This window comes from Lysinibacillus sp. NPDC095746, assembly GCF_044763535.1.
Classification (GTDB): domain Bacteria; phylum Bacillota; class Bacilli; order Bacillales_A; family Planococcaceae; genus Lysinibacillus.
The window spans coordinates 159,503-166,676 of sequence record NZ_JBIWGL010000008.1 but is presented as its reverse complement, the minus strand read 5'-3'; the positions used below and the strand labels follow the sequence as shown (position 1 = coordinate 166,676).

The 7,174-nt window shown below is 38.2% G+C and carries 7 protein-coding genes and 8 tRNA genes; all 15 read right to left on the bottom strand.

Annotation, left to right across the window (positions count from 1 at the left end):
- Positions 1-230 precede the first annotated feature (230 nt).
- Positions 231-304 (bottom strand) — tRNA-Gly (locus ACIQ7N_RS08565).
- A gap of 24 nt (positions 305-328) precedes the next feature.
- Positions 329-405 (bottom strand) — tRNA-Arg (locus tag ACIQ7N_RS08560).
- A gap of 28 nt (positions 406-433) precedes the next feature.
- Positions 434-519 (bottom strand) — tRNA-Leu (locus tag ACIQ7N_RS08555).
- A 67-nt stretch (positions 520-586) separates the two neighbouring features.
- Positions 587-659, bottom strand: a tRNA-Lys gene (locus tag ACIQ7N_RS08550).
- Between the two features lie 15 nt (positions 660-674).
- Positions 675-749, bottom strand: a tRNA-Gln gene (locus ACIQ7N_RS08545).
- 5 nt (positions 750-754) lie between these two features.
- Positions 755-830, bottom strand: a tRNA-Asp gene (locus tag ACIQ7N_RS08540).
- A 36-nt stretch (positions 831-866) separates the two neighbouring features.
- Positions 867-938 (bottom strand) — tRNA-Glu (locus tag ACIQ7N_RS08535).
- A gap of 1 nt (position 939) precedes the next feature.
- Positions 940-1,016, bottom strand: a tRNA-Asn gene (locus ACIQ7N_RS08530).
- A gap of 88 nt (positions 1,017-1,104) precedes the next feature.
- Positions 1,105-1,566, bottom strand: coding sequence for a SprT family protein (locus tag ACIQ7N_RS08525; protein ID WP_132361646.1), 462 nt, complete (start codon positions 1,564-1,566; stop codon positions 1,105-1,107).
- Positions 1,567-1,701: 135 nt separating this feature from the next.
- Complete coding sequence (locus tag ACIQ7N_RS08520; protein WP_402931379.1) at positions 1,702-3,870, bottom strand: Tex family protein; 2,169 nt, start codon at positions 3,868-3,870, stop codon at positions 1,702-1,704.
- A 145-nt stretch (positions 3,871-4,015) separates the two neighbouring features.
- Positions 4,016-4,801, bottom strand: a complete 786-nt coding sequence (sigB, locus tag ACIQ7N_RS08515) for an RNA polymerase sigma factor SigB (protein ID WP_402931378.1) — start codon at positions 4,799-4,801, stop codon at positions 4,016-4,018.
- Complete coding sequence (rsbW, locus tag ACIQ7N_RS08510) at positions 4,779-5,249, bottom strand: anti-sigma B factor RsbW (RefSeq protein WP_248717281.1); 471 nt, start codon at positions 5,247-5,249, stop codon at positions 4,779-4,781. Before rsbW ends, sigB begins: the two co-directional genes overlap by 23 nt.
- Positions 5,246-5,581: an STAS domain-containing protein gene (locus ACIQ7N_RS08505; protein ID WP_248717282.1), complete on the bottom strand. Its 336-nt coding sequence runs from the start codon at positions 5,579-5,581 to the stop codon at positions 5,246-5,248. Before ACIQ7N_RS08505 ends, rsbW begins: the two co-directional genes overlap by 4 nt.
- 59 nt (positions 5,582-5,640) lie before the next feature.
- A complete protein-coding gene (locus tag ACIQ7N_RS08500) occupies positions 5,641-6,636 on the bottom strand; it encodes a PP2C family protein-serine/threonine phosphatase (protein ID WP_402931377.1) in 996 nt (331 codons plus the stop codon).
- A 12-nt stretch (positions 6,637-6,648) separates the two neighbouring features.
- On the bottom strand, positions 6,649-7,050 hold the full coding sequence (locus ACIQ7N_RS08495) for an anti-sigma regulatory factor (RefSeq protein ID WP_402931375.1): 402 nt from the start codon (positions 7,048-7,050) through the stop codon (positions 6,649-6,651).
- Between the last annotated feature and the right edge of the window lie 124 nt (positions 7,051-7,174).

The following is a 7,174-nucleotide window of genomic DNA, read 5'->3' as shown; positions in this document are numbered from 1 at the left end:
AGGATCAAACTCTCCATAAAAAGAAATTTGATTAGCTCAAATTGTTTTGCTGGCATCATGTTTGATGTCCAAAATTTTGTTTCGTTCACTAACTCGGGGTTAGCTAGTAAAAACTTTATTGATTACGTTTTGCTTGTTCAGTTTTCAAGGTTCATGTCATTATCTTGTAGTGACAGCTTTTATATCGTACGATATAAAGGTTTGTATGTCAACAAGTTTTAAAAAATATTTGGAGCGGGTGATGAGAATCGAACTCACGACATCAGCTTGGAAGGCTGAGGTTTTACCATTAAACTACACCCGCATGGTAAATTGTATTTATTTAAAATGGCGCGCCCGACAGGAGTCGAACCCATAACCTTCTGATCCGTAGTCAGACGCTCTATCCAATTGAGCTACGGGCGCATAGTATATATTAATTCATAAATTGACTTGGTGCGGCCGAGAGGACTTGAACCTCCACGGGGTTGCCCCCACTAGGCCCTCAACCTAGCGCGTCTGCCGTTCCGCCACGACCGCATTCAATTAGGAACTTTTTCATTATACTATGACAATTCAAAAAGTCAACCTTTTTTCTTAAAAAAGATGAGCCATGAAGGACTCGAACCTTCGACCCTCTGATTAAAAGTCAGATGCTCTACCAACTGAGCTAATGGCTCAAATTAAGAAATGAATGGCTGGGGTACTAGGATTCGAACCTAGGCATGACGGAATCAAAATCCGTTGCCTTACCGCTTGGCTATACCCCAATAAGTGGCGGTCCCGACCGGGATCGAACCGGCGATCTCCTGCGTGACAGGCAGGCATGTTAACCGCTACACCACGGGACCAATATTACTATATTTTTATGAATTAAAATAATTAAATGACCCCTACGGGATTCGAACCCGTGTTACCGCCGTGAAAGGGCGGTGTCTTAACCACTTGACCAAGGGGCCATGGCTCCGAAGGCAGGACTCGAACCTGCGACAACCTGATTAACAGTCAGGTGCTACTACCAACTGAGCTACTTCGGAATAATCATGTTTTGTCGTCGTTATCTTGTCGACTTTTACTATTATAGAGACATCTATAATAAACGTCAACCCTTTTTTATTATTTTTTTCATTCCACTAGTTTTAAACGTCCTAGACACTTGCTACAACAGTATTTCCCTACATTCATTCTAATTTTTCTTACATATAATTGTTGGCATTTTACACATGTATATGTATAAAGGCGACGTTGTTTTTTTTGAGATATTTTAGAGATTTGCAATACTGAGCAAAAACGGGGAGCGTTCACTTTTACTAATAACTCTCGAAAATCTTTGTCTCGATGCTGATACCCTTTGCCTTCCAAGTGTAAATGATAATGACATAATTCGTGTCGAACTATACCTTCTATTTCGCTAATACCATACAATTCATAAGCTTTTGGATTAACTTCAATATTATGCGATTGCAAAAGATAACGTCCACCTGTTGAACGTAGCCTTGAATTAAAATATGCTCGATGCATGAATGGCTTCTGGAAACTTTCTAATGATATTCGACTAACAAGACTTTGTAGTTCCTCATTGTTCATAGCTATATCACCTCTAACAATAAGATACCACACTGCGTAGTATAGACAGTGTGGTATTTATTTATCCCGCATTAACGGATAGTAATTTATCAGTACCGACAGCGAAGCGTGTGCTACAATTACGCCAATGCGAAATTAAATAGTTTGATCTTTAGGAGGTAGCATCGTTAGTGAAATGCGCCCTTTTTTGACATCTATTTGTTCTACCCAAACCGTCACAATGTCACCGAGAGCAACGACCTCTAATGGATGTTTAATACGTCTTTTTTGTAACTTTGAAATATGCACAAGCCCATCCTGCTTTACGCCAATATCTACAAAAGCTCCAAAATCAACTACGTTTCTTACTGTACCTTGCAATTCCATCCCAACTTGTAAATCTTCCATTTTTAATACATCTGTTTTCAGCAGTGGCTGAGGGAATGCATCCCGTGGATCGCGACTTGGTTTCATTAATGTATCCACGATATCCTGAATTGTGACCACTCCAATATCTAAAACTTCACTTAATTTTTCAACATCTAGTTTTGCAATGGCTTCCTCTGCCTTCTGCATCCCAAGCTCTTTTTTATCAATTTGTGCTACCTTTAAAATCTGCTCGGCTACACTATAGCTTTCAGGGTGAATGCCTGTAGCGTCAAATGCATTTTTTGCTCCTGGAACACGTAAGAAACCAATTGCTTGTTCATATGTTTTAGCACCAAGTCGTGGAATTTTCTTTAGTTGAGCACGTGTAGTAAATTGTCCAGTTTCCTCTCGTACCTTTACAATATTCTCCGCAACCGTTTTAGATAATCCAGAAACGTATTGTAGTAGGGAAGCTGAGGCTGTATTAACATCAACACCGACTTGGTTTACAGCTGTCTCTACTATAAATGTTAAGGACTCCGTCAATTTCTTTTGAGAGACATCATGCTGATACTGACCTACTCCAACTGCTTTAGGCTCAATTTTAACTAACTCCGACAACGGGTCTTGCAAACGACGCGCAATAGAAATCGCACTACGCTGTTCTACCTGTAAATCAGGAAACTCTGCACGGGCAATTTCAGACGCTGAATAAACAGATGCCCCTGCTTCATTGACAATTACGTAAGCCGTATCAGTTTCAAGCTCATTCAATACATCTGCTATAAACTGTTCTGTTTCGCGTGAGGCAGTACCATTACCAATAGCAATTATCGTTATTGGGTATTTTGCTAAAATCTCTTTCACGACCGCTTTCGATTTTGCTACATCTGGCTTTGGCGGATGTGGATAAATGGCTGTAACCTCTAACATTTTCCCGGTTTCATCTACAACAGCTAGCTTACAACCTGTACGGTACGCCGGATCAACACCCAATACATACTTTCCTTTCATAGGGGGCTGTAATAAAAGATTACGCAAATTTTCAGAGAAAATGTGGATAGCCTGAGTCTCTGCCTTTTCAGTAAGTTCATTTCGTAACTCTCGTTCTATAGAAGGCTGAATTAAACGCTTGTACGAATCCTCAATCGCTAGCTTCACCTCGGCAATTGCGGGTGAAGAACCTGTAGCAGGAATCCATTCCTTCCACATAATCATCAATACTCGATCTATTGGTACATGAATTGCTACTTTTATTATTTCTTCTTTCTCACCACGATTTACAGCTAAAATACGGTGTGGAACAATACGATTTACTGGTTCTTCGTATTCGTAATACATTTCGAAAACGTTTTTGTCGTCTGCCTCTGCATTCTTAACACTTGTTACGAGTACGCCATCTTTCCATGAATACGAACGAATTTTTTCACGGATTGCCGCTTCATCAGCAAAGCGTTCTGCTAAAATATCTCGAGCCCCAGCTAGCGCATCCTCTACATTAGCAACTTTCTCCTCATCTACGAAAGCCACTGCTAATTGTTCTAAAGCATCACTACGATACTCTAATAGAAGATCTGCTAGAGGTTCTAACCCTTTTTCTTTCGCTATAGTTGCCTTTGTTCGGCGTTTTTGTTTATAAGGTCGATATAAATCTTCTACACGCTGTAAAACAGTTGCTGCTTGAATAGCCTGTTCTAATTCAGGCGTTAGTTTATTTTGCTCCTGGATTAATCGTATAACCTCTTCTTTGCGTTGTTCAAGCTGCTGTATGTAGTGATAACGATCCTCCACAGCTTTAATCTGTACTTCATCAAGGGATCCAGTAGCTTCTTTTCGATAACGTGCAATAAATGGCACGGTATTTCCTTCTTCTAATAATTTAATAACAGCATCAGCTTGACCTGGCTTAATAGCTACATCCTTTGCAATTAGCTGTAACATTTGCTTTTGTTCCACATCATCACTACCTTTTTCTTTTCATTTTACCATTACACTTTACTAAAACTGCAAAAAAATAGTCTACTCTAAAAGAAGAGTAAACTATTCAATCAATTATACTTTGGCAAAATTGTGTCTGGAACAGCCACCTCGCCCTAAAAATTCAGAGCGAAACACCATCACTTACTAAGATAAATTCTTGTAACTTTTTTATTGCCTTCCTTTGTATTCTTGATACATGCATTTGAGAAATCCCTAATCGTTCCCCAACCTCATGTTGAGTGAGTTGTTCTAAATATGTAAGCTGAATTATCTCCCTCTCTCTCTCATCTAAAATACTCATAGCGTCAGAGACAATCATTCTTTTATTAGCCAATTCAAAGCCATCATCTTCTTTACCCATCATATCTAATAACGTTACTGTGCTATCGTCAGAATCTGACTCTACTGAGTGATCCATAGAAAGAGCATGATAACTACGGCTCATTTCCATAGCCTCTAAAACCTCTTCTTCTTCCACTTCTAATCGATCCGCGATCTCCTTAATAGATGGAGAACGCTGCAACTCAATTGTCAACGTTTCCACTGTTGTTTTAATGCGCGGCCCTAGTTCTTTTATTCGCCTTGGTACATGAACATCCCAAGTTTTATCACGTAAAAAGCGCTTAATTTCCCCAACAATCGTTGGTACAGCAAATGCTTCAAAGTTCCGGCCAACATTAGGATTAAAACGTCTAATTGCACCTAGCAACCCCAGCATACCTACTTGAGCAATATCATCATAATGGGATTTACCGTTCGAATATTTGCGTGCAATGGACTCAACTAAATATTGATAATGCATCACTAAATTTGTTTGTGCTTCATTATCCTCTGTTGATTGATACAACGCAATCCACCTTAATATATCTTCCCCGGACGTAGTTTTATGTGGTGATTCTTTCGACATTTTTTTCCACCTGCTCTCTAGCAACATACTTTGTCATGAAAACAGTTACGCCACCATCGTTATTTATCATCACCTCATCCATTAAAGTTTCCATTAAATAAAGCCCTAACCCACCTTCTCGTAAACCCGCAATACCCTCTTCAGGATGATATGGACCAACTTTTGACTTTATTTCTTCAAAATTAAAACTATTGCCGTAATCTGCAATCATCATTTCTAATTTATTTTCATACAAAGCGCAACCAATGACGATTTCTCCTTCTTCTTCGTCCTTATATGCATGGTGTACAACATTCGTTACCGCTTCACTCGTTGCAATTTTTAAATCCTCAATATCATCATAATTAAACCCAACCCGACTAGCTAAGCCAGAAACCGTTAATCGAATCACACTGACAAATTGCGGTTTTGCAGGAACCCTTATCTCAATATAATCAAATTCCTTCATTTTCGTAATTCCACCTTTTTATCAGTTTCAATATCCATTAAATCGCTTAAACCAGTAATTTCAAACAACCTTTGTAATCTATTCGACAAACCTACAAGTTTAACTTTTCCATTTTCACGTAACGTTCTTTTATAAAAGGCAACAAAAATACCTAACCCTGTACTATCCATATAATTGACTTGGGATAAATTAAGTACTATTTCTAATCCTTCTGTAATTTTCACTGCCTCTAATTCCTCCCTAAGACGTGAAGCAGTATAAGTATCTATTTCGCCCTCAATAAATCCGTATAATTTATTATCTAGTTCTTTAAAGTGTATCGACATATCCATACAGCACACCTCCACCATATTTGATTAACTATATTCCCGTAATTACAAAGGTTTAAACCCTATTTTTTTATAATCACAACTGTAAAATCATCAAATAGTTTAAAATCCTGTATTTCTTCAATTTGTTTATAAAGGAGATTACATAATTGTTGAGCTGATAAGTGTTTATTTTCCAATATTAGTGATGTAATGACCTTTCGTGAATTCATTTCATCATGCATTCTGAATTCCGTAACACCATCCGTCATCATTATTACGATATCATTTTCTTCTAAAACAATTTCTTTGTACGAATATTTCGTTTCTGGTAACACCCCAAGTAATAATCCTGTCGATTCCAAAGGAACAAATTGATTATGTTTTGCGCAATAATGGAGAGCAGGCTCGTGACCTGCAGAAGCATAAGAAAAAATACGCTTTCGCAAATCCAAGCAACCGAAAAACATAGAAACGAACATACTGTCGTCTACACTCTTTTCAATTACTCGATTAATAACCTCTAATACATATGAAGGATCTTTATATGCATATTCTAATGTTTCAAGACCGTATTTCACCATAGACATACATAATGCAGCGGGAACACCTTTACCTACCACATCTGTCACAGCTACACTCAAATAATCCTCTCGATTGTATAAAAAATGTACATAATCTCCATTCATCTTCCGGGTGGGGATGGATATCATTCCTATATCAATACTCGCAAGTTGTGGTACGTCTGTTTTAAGTAATGTTTTCTGAATGTTTGTAGCGATATTCATTTCCATTTCATACTCGGCTTGTTTTTGCAATAAACTTTGGTGCTCCCTATGAGCCATTCCATAATGCACCATAACTTCGATAAGAAAATCATATGCGAGCTGTTCTTCACTCATTCTACGTGGAAATAGTTTCTCAACTGCGTTTTTATGAACACTTACAACATCCTCTGGAGGTATATTCTTTTGGATTAATTGGCGAGTGAAATTTTGAGCAATATACAAATTCTTTTCAGTTTGATCGGTCATATAATCTGCCAAAATCTTTTTATATTGAGATTCTAATTGTTCCAAAAATTCCACATCCTAACGCAGCCATTTTTCAGCTCTTATCGTTGTTCCTTCTCCCATAACCGATTGAATAACCATATTGTCCATCAATCGATTCACGCCTGGTAAACCTGCTCCGAGCCCTCCAGAAGTGGAGTAGCCATCCTCCATCACTTTTCGAACATCTTCTATTCCTGGGCCCTGATCAGTTGCAATAACAATTATTTTCTTCTCATTGTCTGTTTCAACTTTTTCAATTTCAATGACACCTATCCTTGCATATAAATATATATTTCGGGCTAGTTCACTTATAGCTGTGGTGATTCGTGCCTGATCAACAGTGTCAAATCCAAGCGCCTTCGCTTCGTCACGCCCCAGTTGTCTTGCTGCTACTATATCCCACTCAGTAATAATTTCAACCGAAGACTTAATTGTCACTGTTGCCCCCCCAATTCCTTTCGGAGTTATACTCTTACACTTTAATTATTAAGATTAGCTTATCAATTTTTTACCACGGCGTAATTGCACTGTTGCTACAAAAACATTTATCGTTGTTGTTGCG

What these genes read in the sequence shown, in the direction of transcription:
- ACIQ7N_RS08525 (WP_132361646.1), bottom strand. Translation starts at nt 1,566, where the DNA reads ATGAACAATGAGGAACTACAAAGTCTTGTTAGTCGAATATCATTAGAA.
- sigB (WP_402931378.1), bottom strand. Translation starts at nt 4,801, where the DNA reads ATGTCGAAAGAATCACCACATAAAACTACGTCCGGGGAAGATATATTA.
- rsbW (WP_248717281.1), bottom strand. Translation starts at nt 5,249, where the DNA reads ATGAAGGAATTTGATTATATTGAGATAAGGGTTCCTGCAAAACCGCAA.
- ACIQ7N_RS08505 (WP_248717282.1), bottom strand. Translation starts at nt 5,581, where the DNA reads ATGGATATGTCGATACACTTTAAAGAACTAGATAATAAATTATACGGA.